An 18,962-nucleotide genomic window follows, 5' to 3' on the forward strand; every position below is an offset into this window, starting at 1 on the left:
ACGTCTTATTTGGGCATCGGATCAATCCGGTGCTTTTTTTGGTAGGCGCACGCCGCAGGGATCTGTAAGCGACATGATCGTCGGAGGGAAGCGTCGGCCATTCTCGAACGACGGGCCTTAAAATGCCTTCGAATTAATATTGAATCGATTGTTCGATTCCTATGCGTCGCATGCGACGAGCCAATGCAAAGGCACTGATGATGATCGTAACGAGTGCGAAGGTGATTACACCGAAGCTTATTGCAAGCCCGAAATGTTGAGCGATGAAACCAAGACAGGCCGGGCCTAACAGAAGGCCGCTGTAACCCATCGTCGTCACCATCGAAATTGCCTTACCAGCGGCTTTGCCCCCAACATGGCCTCCGGCCGCGAACACCGCTGGGACTAGATTAGAAACCCCTAAGCCAATCACAGCAAGACAAATGAGTGTAAGACTGACGCTGTGAACCGTTAGCATAACCACAAGCGCGACAGCTGACACGATCGCGCCAAGTCTCATTAGGCTAAGGTGGCCTATGCGGCGGGTTATTGTATCCCCACCGAAGCGGCCAATTGCCATTGCTCCGGCGAAGATTCCGAAACCATATGCGCCCACACTTTCAGATGCCGCCAAATTGTTGACGAGATATACGGCGGTCCAGTCCATCATGCCCCCTTCCGCGAGCATCGCCAAGAAAGCTATGGCCCCGAACATTGAGACTAACACGATCTGCGAACGGGTTAATCTGAAAGCGTTGGCGTTGTCATGCACAGGCTGAGAGACAGCTTGCGGCCGCTCTTTTTCCCGTCCAAACATCCTTGTCGCGAGAGCAGATAGTATTACAAACACGCCTGCGGCACTGAGACAGCCCTCCACGCCGATACCGTATGACGCAATCTGTCCAACCAGAAATGCCCCGATCAGGTTGCCGACACTGAAAAGTGCATGGAACGACGACATCAGATGTCGCTTACTCTCGCGTTCTAAGACGGAGGCGGTTGTGTTCATTGATACGTCTAGCGTCCCAAAGCCAGCGCCGGCAACCAAGACCAGAAACGCTACCAGCATTGGCTGTTGAGCGAACGGCACAACGGCAACGAAAGAGCCAAACACCAAGCAGCCGATAAGCGAGAGCAAGTCACTTCCCACGCGATCGATGAAACTGCCGATTGATACCATCAAAACAATGGCCCCAGCAGCGAAGCAAAGGAGGATCAGTCCAAGCTCTCCTTTATCGATACCAAGTTTACTCGAAAGCAAGGGTAGGCTCGCTGCCCAAGCCCCAATTCCTAAGCCTGCGGACAAAAAGAATAAGTAGCACCTCGTTCGCTTTGAGGCGACAAACTTCCCAATGCTGCTGCTGCGCTTAGTTTCTAACACGATTGCTCCCGGGCAGCTTCAGTTGACGAGGCCAGTCATCAGTGATTGAAGCCGCTCGGCGACCTTGAAGGTGTTATCCTGATGATCTCTGTTTGAGAATAATTCACAACTCCACCAGCCAACGAAACCGGTTGACTTCACGGCGTCTGTCCATTCTTGCAGGTTGAGGACGCCTTCACCCGTCGAAACATTTCGCAGCACGCCTTCGTCCGGCACGCCCCCATCGAATTTAAGCGAGTCGCAGATGTGGACACCATATATCAGGTCTTTGTCGATTTTTGCGATGCGCTCCGGGGTATCACCTGAGGCGTAGCAATGCCAGTAGTCCACGATCAGCTTTACATTGGAGCGTCCTGATTTCTCAATAACCTTCAATTGTTTGTCGATTGTATTGAGAGGCGTCCAAGCAAGCGCCTCAAAGTAGACTGTCAGGTTATGTTCGGCGGCGCGATCAGCTATGTCGCGCACGTTCTTGACAGTCAACTCGATCTGTTCGTCGTCTGGAAGGTCGATGAGGCCTCTATAAATGCCCGGCAGAGTTTTCAAGGATTTTACAGCGTCGACATTCAAAGGACCCGTTATCACCTGGATACCCTTCGAACCCACGGTCGTTGCCATTGTGATCAGCCTGCCTGCTTCGTCCAAGAGCTCCTGTTTGCGTGAGCCTTGGCGCTCCACATCGATTAGAAAGCCGACCCCGGGAATGTCGAGGTGACCAACCATTTCACGAATCTTGTTTTCGGAAAACCCAGCAGCGAGGCATGCCTCGATCTTGTTGGAGGAGGCTTCTACACCATCAAACCCTGTGCGGCGAGCGATCTCAAGATCCATCGCCAATGTACCGTATTTCGATACGAGCGAATGCAGGATGATCCTCTGTGCGTTACTCATTGCCGCTAGTTTCCTTTTCCAATTTTGATGCTCGTTATCTAGTGTGGCTTAAAGTTTTGAAGTTCCTAGACGGGAATGTCATGTAAATGATGGAAACTTCAAACCCACCAAACTAGGCCTGCGCGATTTCAACGAGAACGCCCCTATTCACAGACTTAACAATTGCTTCGACGGCCTGAAGGTTGGCGATGCCGTCTTCGCCGGTTGAAAGCCAGTTTGGCTTTCCCTGCACACCTGAAACAAAGTCCTGGATCGCAGCGATGTGAACATCGCGCTCGCGAATTGGTATAAGTTCGTTCCGACCAGTTACACGGCGCGTCAACGTACCGGCCCCACGGCCACTGAGTGTGCCGGTTGCTGTCAAGGAACCTTTGCTACCGGCCACTAGCACGGTGCTCTCAATCTCCGAAATCGAGAAACTCTCATGTATCTGAGCGATCGACCCGTCATTCATCTGCAATGCGAATGCTAAATGCAGAGGAAGGTGTTCGCTCTTCTTCACAATAGCCACTGCATTGGTGGCTTCTGCGCCAGAGAGAAAGCGGGAGAGATCGATACTTTCTAATGCGGCATCGAAGAAAATATCGCCTTCGGCGTGTGTTATATAGTCATGCCGATTGGGCGGCGGAATAAAAGGACCACCTCTTATGATCGAGATGGTCTGCAACTGTCCAATTTCGCCTTCACGAATGAGCCGCTTCAGCGTTTGAAGGACGTTCGAGGCCCGTGCAACATGGTGGACAGCCAACGTGACCCCCATGTCATTGCAAAGCTTTACAAGTTGTTCGGCCTGTTCTCGGTCATCGCATATAGGTCCGTCGCAGAGAATATGTTTGCCTGCCTTTGCGGCAGATTTAATGTAATGGGGACGCCTCTCGCGGGTAGCGCTGACATAAACGAAGCGAATATCTGGATCTGCCCACACGCCGGTGAGATCATTACTCGCGTGAAGGACACCAAGATCCTCAGCGAAAGACTGGGCGTATTGAAGGTTGCGACTCACCACCCAACGAGGCTCGTGATCGATATGCCTGATGGCGGAAACCATGTGCTCGGTGGCGATGGTTTCGGTACCCATTATGGCCCAACCGACTTGGCGTTTACCTGTCAACGGCGAATTCCTTCATTTTTGGGCAGGATATAAACTGAAGATACTCTCATCAACTTCGCAGAGCCTTGAAGGCTGCAGCAGGATGGCGTAAAGGTAGCGCCATAGTGCTTCAAGTAGCAGATTGGCTTGTCAATGAATTATCTCACTGAGGATACTGCGTCGTTCGCCGCGAACTTGAGAACACTTTGTGACCAGCAAGGGTCCGTGGCGGCGGTGTGCCGGAAGATCAAAGTGAATCGGCAGCAATTCAACAAGTATCTATCCGGTGTGCATGTGCCGTCCGCCGCAAATATGCGTATCATTGCCAATTTCTTCGGGCTGAGTGTTCCGATCCTTTTCTCGGAGCCGGAAGAGTTCAAGACCCTCGTGGACGGAAACTTTTTCCACGCAATGTCGGCAGCCAGACAACTGCCAGAGTTCTCACGATTTGTATCCAACATGCTTGTCGAGAATTCTGCGCCGGACAGCGATCTCGTTGGTGTCTATGATCGGTATCAGTTTTCTTCGATCTATAAGGGCTTCGTTCTCAAGTCCGCTTTTTGCATTTATCGGTCTAATCAGTTCCTCCAGCACTATTATGTTGAGCGATTTCCGAGTTTTGATGATCCCAAAAAGATGGAATATGTCTTCAAATATCACGGCTTTTGCTTTCCGATTGCCGACAGACTTTTCACGGCGGATTTTGAAGGTATTCAAGCGAATGAATTAACATTCGGCGTTTACGCTCAGGTAAAACGCAACTCCAAGAAGTTTATGTTTGGCATCTCAAGTGGTATCGCTGCAACCGTATTTCGTCAGCCTTACTCGACCAAAGTCGCTCTTCACTATCGTGGCCCCGGATTGCTGACAAGGGAGCAACTCAAAGGGATCACAGTGATGGATAAGAACGACCCCGCGATACCTCGCGAGGCCCTGCAATATCTGGGTGATGGCTCAGATATGATCCAGATGTCCTAATGGAATTTACGCCGCACTACGGGTGGAGTTCGATGGCGAGCCAGACTGAATCAGTATCCGCATAGTAGCGGTGCCAAGGATAGCTCCACTGGTTCGGCCCGCTCACGCGGCAGAATGGGTCGTGTGAGTAACCGATCGGCATCAAAACGTCTTCGTACAAGGTCGTTTCATCGCGCTCTGCGAACTTCTGCATGCGACCTGAACCATGGATCTGCGTGTGCACTTCAAGGAATGGATGCTCATTGTGGATGAAGCAGTCCGTATCGCCGGGCGACCACCACAGATTGAGCTTGAGCGTGAAGTCCTGCTCCGCTGTGGAAATGGTCGTTTCGTTGGTGAATACGCGCGGATCGACCCGGACCTTACCGATTTCGTCCTGAGCTGAAATGAAGAGGGGCGTATCTCTTGGGAAGCTTCGTATACGGTTGCCAAGCCAGTCCCAACCACGAAACTGAGCGCCACCCAAGTTGGTCGGTTTAACAACCTTAATGAGGGCAGCCCGCTCGGCTGACTTTATGCGGCCTCCTTTGAGCCAAGTCGACTTCCATGCTGGTACAATCCCGGGATGATCTATGCCGGTCACCATGGGGGAAGGACCCAGATTGATCACAACCGCATCATCCACGTCGAAGTCCACGACCTCTTCGACAAGCTTTGCGGTTATGAAATTATCGGCGAAGGCGAGGTCTCTGATTGAATTTGGCACTAGTAGTTGATCCCGATTTTCGATTTTTTGTTTAGGATATCAAGCCACCGGATGAACCGATGATAAATTTCGCGAGTTCACCATTTATGACGCAATTCTTCGCGATTGCAGCATAATATCGCGTCAGAGAACGGCATATAGGGAATTTAAGACACCTTGGTCGCCCACTTTTGGTCAGCGAACCTTGTCTATTTCGCGCACGAACTGCTTTGTGACTTTGTCATTGGCCTGATCTACTTTACCCTGTCGCAACACAAAGCGCTAAGTGCAACGGAATACGAAACCAGTTGGCCAGTCGATTTTAGGAGCTCCGCCCATGCTTTTTGGCGAACCCGGCTGTGCGTCTGGACATACCGGCGGCGGCGACTGTATCTCAATCCGTGCCCTGCGTCTGCCATGACCGAACTGCTTAACAAGATCATCACCCGGACAGACCCCGCAGCGCGCAATGGATACCCAGCCCGGCTGGGTCAATCCCGACACTTACGCTTGGAAGAACAGGGGCTTTCAGCCAACATGATCAACGATGCGCAAGAGCGTTTTATCGAAGCGATATAGAGCAGCGTTTAATGCGCGCTGGAAATACCGTAGCCGTCGGAAGAGATAAAAGCACTTCCCGCATCAACCGTAAAAATACCGATTGCCATGAAGGCGATGGCCGAAATCATCAGGACGGTAAGAAGGGCAGCATGCTTGGCGGTCATATTCAAAAAACTCTTTTTGACGGGTGCCTGATGAATGGCGTCACTGCGATTCATCGACCGCAGACGGCGTTCAGTTACACGCCCTGAAAGTTACCGGCAACTGAACGGGCGACCCAAAACATGCGTTTTTTGAAAAAAAGTCCCCATTGCAGCAGCTCTGTGGCAAAGCGGCAACGCATATGAGTCTGGCAGGCTTTTCCTTCATTTTTTCTTAATATATTCAACAACCGAAACGCTCACCGTGCGTCCCGCCACGAGATGCACATCGGCAGGGATTTCCGCCAGCTTCACCCGTACCGGCACGCGCTGCGCCAGCCGCACCCAGTTGAAGGTGGGCGAAACATTGGCAAGCAGATTGGACGTATCGGCGCGCTCACGGTCTTCGATACCACCTGCTATACCCTCCACTTCACCCTTCATCTGCAAAGCGCTGCCCATCACATCCACGACGACCGGATCGCCGATGTGAATGCGCTCCAGTTTGTTTTCCTCGAAATATCCAGCGACATAAAATGAATCGGTATCAACCAGCGCAGTAACCGCGGCACCTGCCGTGACATAGTCGCCTGGTTGCAGCGAAAAATTGGTGATCACGCCGTTGACCGGTGCCGTCACTGATGCGCGTTCCATGTTGAGCGCCGCCAGATCACGGTCGAGTTTGGCCTGACGCCACTCAGCTTCCGCCTGCTGCGCTGTGGTTTCCACCTGTTCGAGCTTTTGTCTCGTCACGGTGGCATCATTGAGCCGGCGGTAGCGCTTCAGATCACGGTTAGCCATATCAAGCGCCGCTTGGCTGCTATCGATTTTCGCTTCCGCTGTTTGCAGCGCAAGCTGATAGCGCGCGGGGTCGATGCGAAAGATAACATCGCCTTTTTTCACTGCCTGATTGTCATGGACGAGCACCGCGCTCACGAGGCCGGAGACGTCAGGCGCGATGCGCACGACATCAGCGCGGATCTTGCCGTCGCGGGTCCACGGCGCGTTCATGTAATAATCCCATAAATGCCAGCCGAGCAAACCCGCCATCGTGACCATGACCAAGGTCAGGAAAACCCGGCCCGAATGTGCGAAGAGTTTTTTCATTAATAAATTCCATAGAGAAAAGTCGCGGCAGCGCCGAAAATGCAGAAATACATGGCGGTATCGAACAAGGGGCGATGCCACACCAGACGATAGAAGCGCGCGCGCCCCAAAAGCCGCTGCATCATCACATTGGCGAAATAGGCGCAAAGCGCTAGCAGAGCCAACGTCGGGACGTAGATGCCGTAAATGTCGAGTTCAGGTCTCATGAGGGGCAGACTTTCAAGCGGCTTGCGGTTGTTGCAATGACTTTGGGCTGGCGCTGAGGCTCTGGCTGCGACATGTCAAACGGCGGCGCTTGGGGAAACAGGTTGAAGCGTAACGCCACCAGCGCAAGGCGCGGACGCCGTGAAGCGGCAGGCGACCCGTTCTCGATGATGGTTTCAATCGCCCGGTCGATTGCACTGAGTAATTTTCCGTCAATCTTTCCCTTTGCAGCCCTGTGTTTGACGTGTCCCGAGCGGGCACGATAATGTGCGCCGACCCCGTCCAGTACAGCATCTACAGCGTCACGCGGCACGATCGCAAGCCGGTTGCGGTATTGTTGCAGGTCGATGATATTCATGCCGTTGCGCAGATCACGCAGCAGATCGACCTCGGCCAGTTCCGCAGCAGGAATGGCCGCCAAACGCGGTGTCATCATGCCGATGCGATCGATCATGCGCAAAAGCAGATGGTTCATACGTTGGCGACGGTGGCGTCCAGAACCGCGCTTGGTGGCGAGCACGATATCGCGCCAGCCAGCGTGGATCAGTCGGCGTGCACTCCATTGCGCACCCACCGAACGCACGATGGATGTCACAACAGCCGCCATGACGATACCGATGACCGTGGCAAGGTTCATATTCGCAAAGTTGACCAGATCGGCGGTCGCATGGCTTTGCAACATCAGCATATTGGGCAGATTGATGCACAACACCATACCAAGCAGGAATTGCGACGGTATGGTCAGAAACACACCGGCGGGCACCAGAAAAAGGCCCAGCACCAGCGCCAGCGGCACAAAACCATCGACCATAGGCAGCAGCGCGAATTCGAAGATAAAGGCGGCAGCGATGACAGTCAGCATGAGCCAGCCAAATTTGCGCATCACGGGCACAGGATCGTCCATGGTCGCGAAGATGCAACAGAAGATGCCGGCCATCATGGCGGCAGCACTTCCCTGTGCCCAGCCCGTGGCAATCCAGAAAGCGGTCGCAATACAGGTCGCCAGAAACGCCGAAAGACCGGACAGAAAGGCCATACCGTAATCGCGGTGCGCGGGTCGCCCGGCTATATGCGCATCGTAACGACGCCAGCGTAATGCATGGCTGCGTTGCGCACCCGAGGCGATATCCTGACGCAGCGTTATACAATCGCTCCATATCTGCACCAGATCGCGAATGCGTGCAGTTAGGTTGAAGGGCAGGAGCTGCGACCATGTCTGCGCCTGGCTACCGTGCGCCTCGATTTCATCGATGAGGCGCAAGAGTCCGGCACGCTGTGTTTCCGAGAGGTTTTCGCCACTTTCCAACCAGTTGCAAGTCGCGTCCAGAAGCTTCTGTACCGATGGATGCGATGTCTTGCCATCTTCTTCTTGCATGACGACCAGCACGTCGTGCAGGCTCGATACAATTGGCAGCAACGCCACCATGCGTTGCTGCAGGGCATAAAGAAGCGCTCCAACATCGCGGAAGGATGACGTGTCATAGGCGACATGGGTGGTGAGGTTGCGCAGTTCCAACGTCTCTGCTGCAAGGCGGTGGCGATCCTCTATGCATACATCGCTCGCCCCTTTGCCGCGTAGGGTCGCAACGGCAAGTCGCGCGCCATCGTGCAGCCATTTGTCAATACGATCGACCAGAACGGGGCCACTATGGCGCGGAAATACGATGCGATTGATCACCGCCGCACAGATAATGCCGACAGCGATTTCCTCGACGCGACCCAGTGCATAATCGAAAGTGGTGTGAGGTGCTGAAACGACTGCGAAACTGGCAAGAGAAACGGTATAGCCCGCCAGCATGAACAGATAGCTGCGCGGTGTGCCGTCGAGAAGGCTGATAGCCAGACACACACCCATCCAAAGGCCAATGGCAAGGGTGAGAATTTCCGGCGAATTGACGAGATGCGGCACGAACAGGATTGTCACCGCGCCGCCAATCGCCGTCCCGATCAACCGGTAAAACCCTTTGGATGTCGTGGCACCGGAAAGGGGATGGGCGACAATATAGACTGCCGCAACCGACCAGTAGGGATTGGGCAGATCGCCGATCAAGGCAATCCACAATGCCAGCATGGCTGCGGCAAAGGTTTTCAGAGAGAAAACCACATCCCAGAACTTTGGCATTGTTTCAGCGATATTTGATATCATTTAAACCGGCCGGAAAGAGCAATGTTCAACCGTGAAATTTTTCGTTCAGTTTTTGCAGGATCTTCATGGCGACATCGACCTCGACAGGATCAAAATCGCCCAGAAACTGCGCGCGGAGCCTGGCGGAAGATTTTTCCACCTCAACCGCGGCTGCCTGGCCTGCTTGCGTCAGTGCGATGAGCTTGACGCGACGGTCGGCCTCATCGGGAACGCGACGGATAAATCCGTCTGCCTCCAGATCATCCACGACGCGAACAATAGTTGCGCCCTCGATACCCACCCTTTCGGCAAGTACGCCCTGTGGAATGCGGTCACCATGGCGCAGCAATGTGATCAGCGGAATGGCTTTTGCATCCGAAAGACCATGCTCTGCCATCGCCGCATCGAAGGCTTTGCGCCACCCTCGGGCGGCACGCGCAAGAAGTGGAGCGAATTCGGCCCATGCTGGCTTCATCATGTTCAGCTCCAAATAATTAGATAGGATCATATCTATATGGATACAATCTATCTATCGTCAACCGGGAAATTTTGCCATCACCTGTTTGTGTAAATGCTAAGGCACCGCCCTGACACACAAAGCGCTTGACCGCAGGCCCTGCCCTCTGCCATCGATGCGCAATGCGCGCGAATTACAAAATGCAGAGACTTTTCGTTGAAGACGAGCTTCGGGCTGGAATATCGCTCGAGGTTCCTGCACAGGGCGCGCATTATCTGACCCATGTTCTGCGCATGAAGGGGGGAGCCGAAATCCTCGTCTTCAACGGAAGCGATGGCGAATGGAAAGCGCGCCTCAAACCCGAAGGCAAAAAACGGGTTTTTCTTGAACCGCTCGAGCAAACACGCCCGCAACCGCAAGCGTGTGACCTCATCTACTGTTTTGCTCCGCTCAAACAGGGGCGTCTCGACTACATGGTGCAAAAAGCCACTGAAATGGGGGCGGGCGTTTTACAACCTGTCATCACGCAGCATACGCAGGTCGCGAAACTGGGCGGCGACAAGATCAGGGCCAATGCCATCGAGGCCGCGGAACAATGCGGGGTTCTCTCGATCCCGGAGTGCCGCGAAGTCGTGCGCTTTGATCGCTTCATTGAACAATGGGACCTCTCGCGCAATCTCATCTTCTGCGACGAAGGCCATGAATCAGACGACCCGCTGATCATTCTGCAATCAATCAAGCCGGGGCCTCTGGCGCTGCTGATCGGGCCTGAGGGCGGGTTTTCGGAAAGCGAGCGACAAACCTTGCGCAACCTGCCCTTTGTGACCGCGATCCCGCTCGGCCCCCGCATTCTGCGCGCCGATACCGCCGCCGTTGCCGCCATGACACTTGTGCAGGCCATTCTTGGCGACTGGAGAAATGTGCCATGATGTGTCTTCAATCTCACTTTCAAAGAAATTGACTTGCTTGATTTGACGAACTTGTCCAATCACTCTGGCAAATAAAAACTGCTCTAGGGATAGACTGCATGGCGCGCGATACCACTGACGAAACGGCACTCACAGGCACCGAGGAACTCGCAGCCTATCTGGCTGGCGGCTGCAAACCGCAAGACGACTGGCGCATTGGCACGGAACATGAAAAATTCCCGTTCTATTCAGCCAACAACAGCCAGGTTCCCTATGAAGGAACACGCGGCATAAAGGCGATCCTCGAAGGCATGCAGGCCAGGCTCGGCTGGGAGCCAATCATCGATGAAGGCAACATCATCGGGCTGGTGGAACCGACCGGACAAGGCGCAATTTCACTTGAACCCGGCGGGCAATTCGAACTTTCGGGCGCTCCCTTGTCGACCATCCACCAGACCTGCCGCGAAATGAACGCGCATCTAGCACAAGTGCGCGAGATCGCCGAACCGCTCGGCATCCGATTTCTCGGACTTGGCGGCAGTCCAAAATGGACGTTGGGGGAAACGCCGGTCATGCCAAAATCACGCTACAAGATCATGACCGACTACATGCCCAAGGTCGGGCATGAGGGTCTGGATATGATGTACCGCACGTCGACCATACAAGTTAATCTCGATTTCAGTTCCGAACGCGACATGCGCCGCAAGATGCAGGTTTCCATGAAGCTGCAATCGGTGGCAACCGCACTTTTCGCAAGCTCCCCTTTCACAGAAGGCAAGCCGAACGGTCTTTTGTCATGGCGCTCGAATATATGGCGCGACACCGATAACCAGCGTTCAGGCGTTTTGCCTTTTGTGTTCGCGGAAAATTTTGGCTTTGCCGACTATGTCGAATGGGCGCTTGATGTTCCGATGTATTTCATCCTGCGCGATGGCCGCTATCACGACTGCACCCATGTCACCTTCCGCCAGTTCATGAATGGTGCACTGAAGGGCGAAGTCAACGATCCGGTGCCCAATATGGGTGATTGGACCAATCATTTGTCCACACTTTTTCCCGAAGTGCGGCTGAAGCGGTTTCTGGAAATGCGCGGAGCTGATGGCGGACCGTGGCGGCGCATCTGCGCCCTACCCGCTTACTGGGTCGGACTGCTCTATGATGAAGAGGCGCTCGATGCAGCTGAGCATCTCACCAGGGACTGGACCTATGAAGAGGTCTTGGCCCTGCGCAATGAAGTCCCGGCCAAGGCGCTTGCAGCGTTCTTCCGCGGCAAGCCTCTGGAACACATCGCCCGGGAGACGCTGCACATTTCCCGGCTCGGCCTCAAAAACCGCAACAAGCTCAGTGGCGATGGGTTTGACGAAACCCATTTCCTCGCTCCGCTCGAGGAAATCGTTGCAGCTGGCATAACCGATGCCGAACGCATGCTCAAAGCCTATAACAGCATCTGGGCCGGCTCAGTCGAACCTATCTTCCTTGAATATGCCTATTGAAGTTGTACGAAACAAGAAAGGCGCTTTAATGCGCCTTTCTCATTCAAATAGCGAGCCTTGCCCCGGACCCTTTTCGCCTTTTCCGGGATGAGCCACTTTTTTATGCGAAGCACTTTTAACACCCTCGCTTGCCACCACACTGACATCACCATCGCGGAAACGCAGCGAGAGCGCGTCACCCAAAGCAACTCCTGCTGCCTGCTTGACCGGATTTCCTGTCGCATCGAAGACGATGGCAAAACCGCGCTCCAGCACGCTTTCATGTGACATCGTGCGCATGAGCCGCTCCAGTTCGACCCCACGCTGTCGGGCGCGTTCGATCAGGAGCCGTACCGCCTGATCACGTCTACGGTCAAGATCGACAATCGATCTGGCGCCCAACTTACGGCGCGCCAATAATGGCTCAGGCGTTAGCCGAAGCGCACGATGGACAAGCGCTGCACGGCGCTCCTTCAAATATGCTGCAAGCGCACGCGGAAGACGCTCACCCAGCACCGTGGTGCTACGTTCAAACTCGGCAAAGCGCCGTTGCAAAAGTCGCGGCGACAATTGCCGTGCATGTCCTTCAAAATGCACCCGCTTTTTCTGCGTATTGACCAACAGTCCACGCGAAAGCCGCGATGCCGCCTCATCGAAACGGCGGCGCGGCAACGCCAGTAGTTGATCGACGGAGGGCAGCGCACGGCTTGCCGATCGGTACGACTGCCGCTTGAGATCAATAAATCGCGACATGGCACCCGAAAGCCTTGCCGACTGCCCTGCGAGCGTCGCCACAAGATCGCCCTTGACCGGAACCGCCATTTCGGCCGCTCCCGTAGGCGTGGGTGCACGAATATCGGCGGCAAGATCGATCAGTGTCCAGTCCGTTTCATGACCGACCGCCGAAATCACCGGAATATGAGAAGCCGCGACGGACCGAACCACGATCTCGTCATTAAAACCCCACAGGTCCTCAAGACTACCGCCGCCGCGTGCTACGATCAGCACATCCGGCTTGGGGATCGGACCATCATCGGCAAGGGCATTGAAACCATCGACTGCATTAGCCACTTCCGCGCCGCTGGTTTCTCCCTGCACGCGCACCGGCCAGACAACGACATGCAGCGGATAGCGATCGGCAATACGATGGATGATATCGCGGATCACAGCGCCCGTCGGCGATGTCACCACGCCGATCACCTTGGGCATGAAAGGTATAAGCTGTTTTGCAGCCGGATCGAACAGACCTTCCGCTGCAAGGCGACGCTTTCGCTCTTCCAGAAGCGCCATCAGCGCACCCGCACCGGCCGGTTCCATCTGCTCAATGACGATCTGATATTTGGACGACCCGGGATAGGTGGTGAGCTTGCCGGTGGCAATCACCTCCATGCCCTCCTCGGGACGAAAGCGCAACCGGCTCATCGTGCCGCGCCAGATCACCGCCTCAAGTCGTGCACGGTCATCTTTGAGTGCAAAATAGGCGTGACCGGAAGAATGCGGGCCCCGATAGCCTGAAATCTCGCCACGCACCCGCACATGACCAAACGTATCCTCAACCGTACGCTTCAGGGCGCCGGAAATCTCAGAAACGCTATATTCGGCGACATTGGAATCGCCGGTAAGTCTCGAATCGGAACCCATGCTCATCCCATCATAGGTCATCAGCCGTGATGGCTGGTCAAGAAGACGATCAAAAAAATAAGGCTTTTCATTACCATCCGGGCAGCAATTCGTTGGTGCGGACCCGCCTTGTACGGACAGAGGAAAACGAAGACATTTCCCCTGAAGACACAGTACCCGTCAAGCCTGCCTGCTGCGGCGTGGACATATTATCGAGGCTTTCAACGATATGCTGCGCCAATGCGTCCACAATCGCATTCTGCTTGGCATGTCCGCGCATGATGCCGATACCGAATTGCGGCAGCGTACCAAAGCCTTCCGATTGACCCAAAATCCGCATACCGGGCCGCAGGGCGCATTCGGGCAGAACTGAAACGGCAAGTCCTGAAAGAACAGCCGCTGCCAAGACGGTCGCCGACCAGCTCGTGATGATGATGCGATAGTCGCGCTTCGCACCTTCCAGCACATCGATTGCAGCATGGCGCCAGATACAGGTGGGACGCCCTACGGCCAAAGGCAGCATCGCTTCCTCATGTACACCATGATTGGTTGAACTGACCCATAACAGCGGTTCGGTGCGCACCACCTCGGAACGGCGTTTCTCGTCACACTGGGTGACCAGCGCGATATCGAGTGTGCCTCGGCGGATCATCTCGTCCAGATTGACTGTCGGCTCACAAACAACAGACAATTCCACGCGCGGATTGGATCGCGCAAAACGCGCCATGATTTCAGGCAGAAAACGATCCGCATAATCATCGGGCGTACCGATACGCACGTGCCCTTCGAGCTGCGTATCATCAAATGCGGCGATGGTTTCGCCGTTCAGCTGCAGCATCCGCCGCGCATAGAGCAGCAACCGCTCACCATCCTCTGTCAAGCGATTCAGCCGCCCGTCGCGTTCGAACAGCGGCTTGCCAATGCGTTCTTCGAGCCTACGCATCTGCATGGAAACCGCCGATTGTGTCTTGAAGACCATATCTGCGGCCCGGGTAAAACTGCCCCTGTCCGCTATCGCAATAAGGGTCTGTAGCTGGTCAAGATCAAGAGGCGCGCTCATGGACGATATCCATCATTATTATTGAACGGTTATATTAAAAACATTCGTTGGAATAATCAATCGGTCTGCCGGATAAGGATTGCGACAATAATGCTTTATCCCGCTTATGAAAGGGCAGCGGTATGACAGTGATCGATGAGACATTGACCATTCCATCGCCAACAACCTTTTCCAAGCCATCGGTGGTGTCGCGGTTGGGAAGAGAGGCTTTTGATGTGGCTATAAATTGCTGGTACCGCTTTCTCAACCGCCGCCATATTGAGCGTCTTGATGCGCTTGATGATTATCTGCTGAGTGATCTGGGATTGCATCGCGGCCATCTTCTTACGGCACGCCATCATCGCGGCGCGGAAAACCAGACACAGCTTTTGCGCAAGCTTGCCGGTGCGCAAAGGCGGACGCAAGCATCCGGCTCATCTGCTGACGTTTTATGCCTCTAGGACGAGCCATTTCAGACATCTGATCCGGCCATCAAAGCAACACCTGGCAGCCGCCACCTTCATGCCGAGCCCCCTCTCGGTCAGCCTGCCCCTTGCCCGGCCCGCGTCTGCGCTGGCCGGGCTTTTTTTAGGTCATTGCTGGCTCGTCTTGCAATCCTTGATCATGGAATGGCAGATGATCAAGATCGCCATAATTTTTTCTTGCCAAGGGGGGTTGCGTTCAGGGTTCGAGTTCGCTAGATGGATGCCGACGCGAGCAACTTTAAACAGTTGCCGTCTTGCAAATCCTTCTTATATGAACCATTTGCAACCTCTGCTGGGGAATAGTTTAAGGGTAGAACAGCGGACTCTGACTCCGCTAGTCTTGGTTCGAATCCAGGTTCCCCAGCCATCTTCTTTTCTGTTTATTTTCAATATTTTAGCTGATCGATTCTTCACACCCACGGATCAGTTTTCTGCATTACTTTTCTGACTGAGGCTATTCAAGCCCGGTGGCCATGCATCTCTCCAGGGTTGTTGCGCGAGGAACGGGGCATATCACAGTTTGATTCCACTTCCTTCAATAGACTATTATTGCTCACATATTGACGATTTCAAACGTAAAGCCGTTTCCATTTCGCTTGCGAGTTGCGCACCTCATCACCGAAGCACGTAACCGCGTTGGGCAAAAAGTCAGGATGCGTCTCAGAACTTGAGCACAGGATCGAGAAGATCGCACAGACACCGAGGCCGGACGGGACGAGATTTACACCACGCTACACGGTGACCTGACCACGTTCTTCGAATAGGCGGAGCGGTAAGCTATTTGGAAAGGATTTGATCATTGCTGTAGACGAGTTGGGAAAGTTATTAGAAGGATGAACTTGGAATTAAGCGTGCAGTGATGGCGATTTTCGGATTTGCGTCAGAACTCAGCTCAATCGCCAAGGCTCCAGCTCCCCCTTACGCAGCGAACAGTGGCCCTGCGATACTGGCTAAGGATGTTCCTCAATTAATCGGCTTTCTGATGTCCGCCGAAACGTGTTATGAATTAGTACTCCTTATTTTACCAAGCGCATCAAGCTACGAGGGGTAATCTTTCGCGTTTTTTGCGATAAAGATTTTCGTCTGTAACAGCCATCAGCTCTTCAAAGGTCTGCTTCGGGCGACAAATTGTATAGCCAGCGGACATTGTAAGCTTGTGAGGCACATCCTTCCTTTTTGAGGAAAAGATAGTGCCAGCGACTATGTTGAGCCGCTGCACAAGCGGATCTAGGTTCTTTGACGCACCTTTGGGAACAAAGGCACAAAACTCGTCTCCACCAATTCGCGCAATAAGACTGTCTTCGGGTAATTCATTTTGTAAAGCACTGGCGACCGAAATCACCGCGTCGTCACCAGTAAGGTGACCATATCGGTCATTAATTTTCTTGAGATAGTCAATATCCGCGATGAGAAACCATCCCCTCACGTTGATCAGCATCGCTCCATTAAATTGCTCGATGAAACTGCGTCGGTTTAGGACACCTGTCAAAGGATCAACGCTCGCTGTCCTTGCAAGTTCATTGGCATGGCGCACTAATTTTCTATAAGCGGTGTCAAGTTTCTCCATTCGAGTAAACCAGACCAATGCGAGTGGAATAGCGATAACAAATGGCAAAATAATGCGGACAATAATTGTAACTGTATCAGCTTGCGCACCGATCAGATAACGTATTCCTGTTGAAACAGAGATAGAAATAGCAGCCGCTATAAGAGTTACGGTGATCGTTCTTTTTAAGACGTTTTTTGATGGCAATTTCATAATTGCGACCTTACGAGACATGAAATTCTTTTATAGCGAACGCTGTAACTTGCTTTATTATCCCCTTCTAATATTTCGCACAAATGTCTATTTGTCGCTATTTTCCAAATAATTAGAAAAAGCCCCTACTTTAAGCTGGGTCGCCAAGGTTGCTGATCTGGCCTCCTGTGCCCCGGTTAACAACGGGAAGTTTAAATGAGCAACTTCAAAGACTCAAAGATAAGCTTTCATGATCGAGCGAGAGGTCGTCATGTTATCGTGGAGCCCAACCATATGTGGTTACCGAGCGCCAAGGTGACATTTATCGAGCCTGCCCAGCCGGATGATACAAAGCTGCGGAACGCACATGTGTGCTTGTTATAGGGAAACAGCTATTTCAACCTACCGCAGCGCCGCTCTAATTCAGCAACGCCAGCAGAAAGCGAAAAAATTACAGATTGTTGTTGGTCGAACCGAACGACTGCCGAGATTAAGGGGGTATTCAGTTCATCAAAATTGATGGGTACTGTCGCACCCGGCTTTTATTTCCATTTGCTTATCCTTTACTTCCGTACCTCCACAAGCTGGAAGGACGCAGAAGGGTACAGCCCTTCACCTATCTGAAAACTGTTCGGTACAAGGTGCATGTTCGTGACAGGTTTTTTGAAACGAACGTCGAAGCCAAAAAATATAGGAGACGGCAGAAACGGTTCGACCTTAATCTGCTCGCTATTCTCGATAGCTTCGAGCGCCCGCGCGCAGTCCTCCGAAAGAGACACCGCGCAGTTTAAACCCGGAAAGGTCGACTATATCGCAGACCATCGGGGAAGCAGTTCGGCCAATACCGTGTATATCCTCAGGCTGGCACCTGCAGCAGATCATCAACAGCGATTTGGTACGCAAGGACTGCCCCTGCATTGAAGTTACGGCTTGATCTCAACCAGCAAGCTCGTCGATAAGTGGCCCTTAAGAGAGGCTTTGATGGTCGAGACCAGCGGGTCATTCTTCGCTTTGTCTGCGTGTGTTGCTTTCTTAGCTTTTGCCGAAATGATCTCGTGCTGGGCCTTTAAAATACAGATCATAACGGGCCAGCCCATGATGCGGCTGCACAGTAAAGCTCCCAGCCCATGAGATACGCAGCCTTTGCCGAGCTGGAAAGTCATGTTTAGGATGCGCTCCGATTTTAACCCATTTTCTCCGAAGCGTAAGACCCTGGGCTGGCGGGGAACACGACAGTCTTGTTTCCATTTACGAAAACGCGCTGGTGAATATGGGCATGGATGGCTCTTGCGAGAACTTGTGCTTCAACGTCGCGCCCGAGGCTCACATAATCATCGGGCGATTGCGCGTGGGTGATCCGGACCGTATCCTGTTCGATAATTGGCCCTTCGTCGAGGTCCGCCGTCACATAGTGCGCTGTGGCACCGATAAGCTTCACGCCGCGCTCGAATGCCTGTTTGTAAGGGTTGGCCCCTTTGAAAGAGGGCAGGAAGGAATGGTGGATGTTGATAACGCGTCCTGCCATTTTCTTGCACAACTGGTCCGACAGAATCTGCATGTAGCGGGCCAGAACAACGAGCTCAGCACCTGATTCCTCTGCGACCGTCAGTAGCCGGGCCTCGGCTTCCGGCTTATTCTCTTTGGTTACCTTGATGTGGTGAAAAGGGATGTCATGGTTCACGATCAGTTTTTGGTAGGTCATGTGGTTTGACACTACGCCGACGATATCGATCGGCAACGCGCCAATTTTCCAGCGATAAAGCAAATCGTTCAGACAATGACCGAAGTTGGAGACCATGAGCAGTACTTTCGTGCGGTGGGCCGCATCGTGGAACGCAAATTCCATTCCCAAGCCCTCAGCCACCGTTTCGAAGCTTTCCTGCAAATTCGTCAGATCGGCACCGGTCTCTGAACGGAAAGTGACGCGCATGAAGAACTTTTCAGTCTGCGGATCATCAAATTGCGCGGAATCGGTAATATTGCAACCTCTCTCGGAGAGAAAGCCCGCGATGGCAGCGACGATGCCGCGGCGGGACTGACACTGAACCGTAAGGACGAAATTATTCACGGGTGTACTCCAATGGAAAGTTGACAGTTCGATA

18 protein-coding genes, 1 tRNA gene and 1 pseudogene are annotated in these 18,962 nt (G+C 53.4%); 6 read left to right on the top strand and 14 right to left on the bottom strand.

Annotated features, from left to right (window positions below; genetic code table 11):
- Positions 1 to 133: 133 nt before the first annotated feature.
- The 3 genes from AAIB41_RS17700 to AAIB41_RS17710 form a co-directional block, all read right to left on the bottom strand.
- The gene (locus tag AAIB41_RS17700) at positions 134 to 1,360 is read right to left on the bottom strand and encodes an MFS transporter (protein WP_343315300.1); all 1,227 of its coding nucleotides are present in this window, start codon (positions 1,358 to 1,360) and stop codon (positions 134 to 136) included.
- Positions 1,361 to 1,378: 18 nt separating this feature from the next.
- Positions 1,379 to 2,191 carry a sugar phosphate isomerase/epimerase family protein gene (locus AAIB41_RS17705; protein WP_343315301.1) on the bottom strand — a complete coding sequence of 271 codons (813 nt, stop codon included), beginning with the start codon at positions 2,189 to 2,191 and terminating at the stop codon, positions 1,379 to 1,381.
- Positions 2,192 to 2,363: 172 nt separating this feature from the next.
- Entirely contained in the window at positions 2,364 to 3,329 is a 966-nt protein-coding gene (locus tag AAIB41_RS17710; RefSeq protein WP_343315302.1) for a Gfo/Idh/MocA family oxidoreductase, read from the bottom strand.
- A 165-nt stretch (positions 3,330 to 3,494) separates the two neighbouring features.
- On the opposite strand from AAIB41_RS17710, the gene AAIB41_RS17715 reads away from it, so the two are divergent.
- Positions 3,495 to 4,319, top strand: coding sequence for a helix-turn-helix transcriptional regulator (locus tag AAIB41_RS17715; protein ID WP_343315303.1), 825 nt, complete (start codon positions 3,495 to 3,497; stop codon positions 4,317 to 4,319).
- 16 nt (positions 4,320 to 4,335) lie between these two features.
- On the opposite strand, the gene AAIB41_RS17720 is transcribed toward AAIB41_RS17715, so the two are convergent.
- Positions 4,336 to 5,025, bottom strand: a complete 690-nt coding sequence (locus AAIB41_RS17720; protein WP_343315304.1) for a hypothetical protein — start codon at positions 5,023 to 5,025, stop codon at positions 4,336 to 4,338.
- A 396-nt stretch (positions 5,026 to 5,421) separates the two neighbouring features.
- Between AAIB41_RS17720 and AAIB41_RS17725 the strand changes: the two genes are divergently transcribed.
- Positions 5,422 to 5,583: a hypothetical protein gene (locus tag AAIB41_RS17725; protein ID WP_343315305.1), complete on the top strand. Its 162-nt coding sequence runs from the start codon at positions 5,422 to 5,424 to the stop codon at positions 5,581 to 5,583.
- 8 nt (positions 5,584 to 5,591) lie between these two features.
- Here AAIB41_RS17725 and AAIB41_RS17730 read toward each other — a convergent pair whose 3' ends face one another.
- The 5 genes from AAIB41_RS17730 to AAIB41_RS17750 form a co-directional block, all read right to left on the bottom strand.
- Positions 5,592 to 5,729 (bottom strand): hypothetical protein, encoded by a 138-nt coding sequence (locus AAIB41_RS17730; RefSeq protein ID WP_343315306.1) that lies wholly within the window; start codon positions 5,727 to 5,729, stop codon positions 5,592 to 5,594.
- Positions 5,730 to 5,930: 201 nt separating this feature from the next.
- A complete protein-coding gene (locus AAIB41_RS17735; protein ID WP_343315307.1) occupies positions 5,931 to 6,812 on the bottom strand; it encodes an HlyD family secretion protein in 882 nt (293 codons plus the stop codon).
- The gene (locus AAIB41_RS17740; RefSeq protein ID WP_343315308.1) at positions 6,812 to 7,018 is read right to left on the bottom strand and encodes a DUF1656 domain-containing protein; all 207 of its coding nucleotides are present in this window, start codon (positions 7,016 to 7,018) and stop codon (positions 6,812 to 6,814) included. Before AAIB41_RS17740 ends, AAIB41_RS17735 begins: the two co-directional genes overlap by 1 nt.
- The gene (locus AAIB41_RS17745; protein WP_343316118.1) at positions 7,015 to 9,159 is read right to left on the bottom strand and encodes an FUSC family protein; all 2,145 of its coding nucleotides are present in this window, start codon (positions 9,157 to 9,159) and stop codon (positions 7,015 to 7,017) included. The genes AAIB41_RS17740 and AAIB41_RS17745 overlap by 4 nt, the downstream gene beginning before the upstream one ends.
- Positions 9,160 to 9,187: 28 nt before the next feature.
- Positions 9,188 to 9,616: a MarR family transcriptional regulator gene (locus AAIB41_RS17750; RefSeq protein WP_343316119.1), complete on the bottom strand. Its 429-nt coding sequence runs from the start codon at positions 9,614 to 9,616 to the stop codon at positions 9,188 to 9,190.
- Between the two features lie 164 nt (positions 9,617 to 9,780).
- On the opposite strand from AAIB41_RS17750, the gene AAIB41_RS17755 reads away from it, so the two are divergent.
- Positions 9,781 to 10,527: a 16S rRNA (uracil(1498)-N(3))-methyltransferase gene (locus AAIB41_RS17755; protein ID WP_343315309.1), complete on the top strand. Its 747-nt coding sequence runs from the start codon at positions 9,781 to 9,783 to the stop codon at positions 10,525 to 10,527.
- A gap of 98 nt (positions 10,528 to 10,625) precedes the next feature.
- On the top strand, positions 10,626 to 11,999 hold the full coding sequence (locus tag AAIB41_RS17760; protein WP_343315310.1) for a glutamate--cysteine ligase: 1,374 nt from the start codon (positions 10,626 to 10,628) through the stop codon (positions 11,997 to 11,999).
- A gap of 129 nt (positions 12,000 to 12,128) precedes the next feature.
- Here the strand turns inward: AAIB41_RS17760 and xseA are convergent.
- Both xseA and AAIB41_RS17770 read right to left on the bottom strand, forming a co-directional pair.
- Positions 12,129 to 13,619: pseudogene (gene xseA, locus AAIB41_RS17765) on the bottom strand (exodeoxyribonuclease VII large subunit); the annotation flags it as partial.
- Between the two features lie 70 nt (positions 13,620 to 13,689).
- Positions 13,690 to 14,658, bottom strand: coding sequence for a LysR substrate-binding domain-containing protein (locus AAIB41_RS17770; RefSeq protein ID WP_343315311.1), 969 nt, complete (start codon positions 14,656 to 14,658; stop codon positions 13,690 to 13,692).
- Between the two features lie 122 nt (positions 14,659 to 14,780).
- On the opposite strand from AAIB41_RS17770, the gene AAIB41_RS17775 reads away from it, so the two are divergent.
- A complete protein-coding gene (locus tag AAIB41_RS17775; RefSeq protein ID WP_343315312.1) occupies positions 14,781 to 15,098 on the top strand; it encodes a hypothetical protein in 318 nt (105 codons plus the stop codon).
- A 317-nt stretch (positions 15,099 to 15,415) separates the two neighbouring features.
- Positions 15,416 to 15,489: transfer RNA gene (locus tag AAIB41_RS17780), tRNA-Gln, on the top strand.
- A gap of 666 nt (positions 15,490 to 16,155) precedes the next feature.
- On the opposite strand, the gene AAIB41_RS17785 is transcribed toward AAIB41_RS17780, so the two are convergent.
- The 3 genes from AAIB41_RS17785 to purU all read right to left on the bottom strand — a co-directional run bounded on the left by AAIB41_RS17785 (position 16,156) and on the right by purU (position 18,928).
- Complete coding sequence (locus AAIB41_RS17785) at positions 16,156 to 16,881, bottom strand: GGDEF domain-containing protein (RefSeq protein ID WP_343316120.1); 726 nt, start codon at positions 16,879 to 16,881, stop codon at positions 16,156 to 16,158.
- Positions 16,882 to 17,783: 902 nt separating this feature from the next.
- On the bottom strand, positions 17,784 to 18,023 hold the full coding sequence (locus tag AAIB41_RS17790) for a hypothetical protein (RefSeq protein ID WP_343315313.1): 240 nt from the start codon (positions 18,021 to 18,023) through the stop codon (positions 17,784 to 17,786).
- 20 nt (positions 18,024 to 18,043) lie between these two features.
- Positions 18,044 to 18,928 (bottom strand): formyltetrahydrofolate deformylase, encoded by an 885-nt coding sequence (gene purU, locus AAIB41_RS17795; RefSeq protein ID WP_343315314.1) that lies wholly within the window; start codon positions 18,926 to 18,928, stop codon positions 18,044 to 18,046.
- Between the last annotated feature and the right edge of the window lie 34 nt (positions 18,929 to 18,962).

Source organism: Brucella sp. BE17 (genome assembly GCF_039545455.1).
In the GTDB taxonomy this organism is placed as follows: Bacteria; Pseudomonadota; Alphaproteobacteria; order Rhizobiales; family Rhizobiaceae; genus Brucella.

What these genes read in the sequence shown, in the direction of transcription:
- AAIB41_RS17705 (WP_343315301.1), bottom strand. Translation starts at nt 2,191, where the DNA reads ATGGATCTTGAGATCGCTCGCCGCACAGGGTTTGATGGTGTAGAAGCC.
- AAIB41_RS17710 (WP_343315302.1), bottom strand. Translation starts at nt 3,329, where the DNA reads ATGGGTACCGAAACCATCGCCACCGAGCACATGGTTTCCGCCATCAGG.
- AAIB41_RS17715 (WP_343315303.1), top strand. Translation starts at nt 3,495, where the DNA reads ATGAATTATCTCACTGAGGATACTGCGTCGTTCGCCGCGAACTTGAGA.
- AAIB41_RS17725 (WP_343315305.1), top strand. Translation starts at nt 5,422, where the DNA reads ATGACCGAACTGCTTAACAAGATCATCACCCGGACAGACCCCGCAGCG.
- AAIB41_RS17730 (WP_343315306.1), bottom strand. Translation starts at nt 5,729, where the DNA reads ATGACCGCCAAGCATGCTGCCCTTCTTACCGTCCTGATGATTTCGGCC.
- AAIB41_RS17735 (WP_343315307.1), bottom strand. Translation starts at nt 6,812, where the DNA reads ATGAAAAAACTCTTCGCACATTCGGGCCGGGTTTTCCTGACCTTGGTC.
- AAIB41_RS17740 (WP_343315308.1), bottom strand. Translation starts at nt 7,018, where the DNA reads ATGAGACCTGAACTCGACATTTACGGCATCTACGTCCCGACGTTGGCT.
- AAIB41_RS17750 (WP_343316119.1), bottom strand. Translation starts at nt 9,616, where the DNA reads ATGAAGCCAGCATGGGCCGAATTCGCTCCACTTCTTGCGCGTGCCGCC.
- AAIB41_RS17755 (WP_343315309.1), top strand. Translation starts at nt 9,781, where the DNA reads ATGCGCGCGAATTACAAAATGCAGAGACTTTTCGTTGAAGACGAGCTT.
- AAIB41_RS17760 (WP_343315310.1), top strand. Translation starts at nt 10,626, where the DNA reads ATGGCGCGCGATACCACTGACGAAACGGCACTCACAGGCACCGAGGAA.
- AAIB41_RS17770 (WP_343315311.1), bottom strand. Translation starts at nt 14,658, where the DNA reads ATGAGCGCGCCTCTTGATCTTGACCAGCTACAGACCCTTATTGCGATA.
- AAIB41_RS17775 (WP_343315312.1), top strand. Translation starts at nt 14,781, where the DNA reads ATGACAGTGATCGATGAGACATTGACCATTCCATCGCCAACAACCTTT.
- AAIB41_RS17785 (WP_343316120.1), bottom strand. Translation starts at nt 16,881, where the DNA reads ATGAAATTGCCATCAAAAAACGTCTTAAAAAGAACGATCACCGTAACT.
- AAIB41_RS17790 (WP_343315313.1), bottom strand. Translation starts at nt 18,023, where the DNA reads ATGACTTTCCAGCTCGGCAAAGGCTGCGTATCTCATGGGCTGGGAGCT.